Source organism: Pseudomonas agronomica (assembly GCF_025917275.1).
GTDB lineage: Bacteria > Pseudomonadota > Gammaproteobacteria > Pseudomonadales > Pseudomonadaceae > Aquipseudomonas > Aquipseudomonas agronomica.
The window spans coordinates 1-415 of the sequence record NZ_JAOSHO010001065.1 but is presented as its reverse complement, the minus strand read 5'-3'; the positions used below and the strand labels follow the sequence as shown (position 1 = coordinate 415).

Sequence of the window (415 nt, the reverse complement as noted above, 5' to 3'; positions counted from 1 at the left end):
GACGCGGTGTTGCACTGGATCTTGGCGGCAAGCTTCGCGGCCACGGCACTGTGGACCCTGGTCCCGGACAAGCTGGACGATGAAGAGGCGAACACGGCTCGCAAATTCGGGCCGTTCCTGACCACGCTGATCGCGTTCTTCCTGGCGGAAATCGGCGACAAGACCCAGATCGCCACGGTGATGCTCGCCGCGCAATACCCGGAACTGTGGCTGGTGATAATTGGCACCACCGTAGGCATGTTGATTGCCAACGTGCCGGTGGTACTGGCCGGCAATTTCGCCGCCGAGAAACTGCCCCTGGCCCTCATCCGCCGCCTGGCCGCTTCGGCGTTTTTCATCCTGGCGATCGTGGCGGTGTACAAGGCGATGCAGAGCAGCGGGTGGGTTTGATACCGCGTCATCGTTCATCGCGAGC

At 62.4% G+C, this 415-nt stretch carries 1 protein-coding gene; it reads left to right on the top strand.

Annotated elements, in window-relative coordinates; all coding sequences use genetic code 11:
- Window positions 1-390 (top strand): TMEM165/GDT1 family protein (locus tag OC610_RS28925; protein ID WP_264433246.1); only part of this gene is annotated, 390 nt, incomplete at its 5' end.
- Window positions 391-415 lie beyond the last annotated feature (25 nt).